Below are 562 nucleotides of genomic sequence, written 5' to 3' on the forward strand. Positions count from 1 at the left end.
TGGTTTAGTAGTAATCGGTGCAGGTTTAGGTTTAGGTAAAATCGGTGGATCTGCTATGGACGCTATTGCTCGTCAGCCAGAAGCTGCTGGTAAAATCCAAACTGCGATGATTATTATCGCTGCTTTATTAGAAGGTTTAGCATTTGCTGCTTTAATCTTAGGAAAATAATAAAGAATAAATAACAGCATCTTTAACGGTTGGTTAGAGATGTTGTTACTTTTAAAAAAGAAATTAAATATTTAATATAGTTATAAAATGGATAAGTTAATTAACGATTTTTCATTCGGTTTATTCTTTTGGCAAGCTTTAATCTTGGTAATATTAATTTTGCTTTTGGTAAAATTTGCTTGGAAACCAATTATGGAATCTATTACTGCAAGAGAAGAGGGTATTAAAAATGCATTGCTGTCTGCTGAAAACGCAAAAAGAGAAATGGAAAACTTGCAAGCAGATAATCAAAGAATCTTGAATGAAGCTCGTGCAGAACGTGACGCGATGTTAAAAGAAGCTCGCGAGATGAGAGAGAAGATGATTGCTGATTCTAAAAACGAGGCGCAGGAA

At 34.3% G+C, this 562-nt stretch carries 2 protein-coding genes; both read left to right on the plus strand.

Annotated elements, in window-relative coordinates:
• A partial coding sequence (gene atpE / locus ABEB23_RS18150) for an ATP synthase F0 subunit C (protein ID WP_348814129.1) occupies positions 1-169 on the plus strand: 169 nt, incomplete at its 5' end.
• Positions 170-256: 87 nt separating this feature from the next.
• Positions 257-562, plus strand: a 306-nt coding sequence (locus ABEB23_RS18155) for a F0F1 ATP synthase subunit B family protein (RefSeq protein ID WP_438861682.1), incomplete at its 3' end; no start/stop codon positions are given.

The organism is Flavobacterium maritimum (genome assembly GCF_040049085.1).
Classification (GTDB): domain Bacteria; phylum Bacteroidota; class Bacteroidia; order Flavobacteriales; family Flavobacteriaceae; genus Flavobacterium; species Flavobacterium maritimum.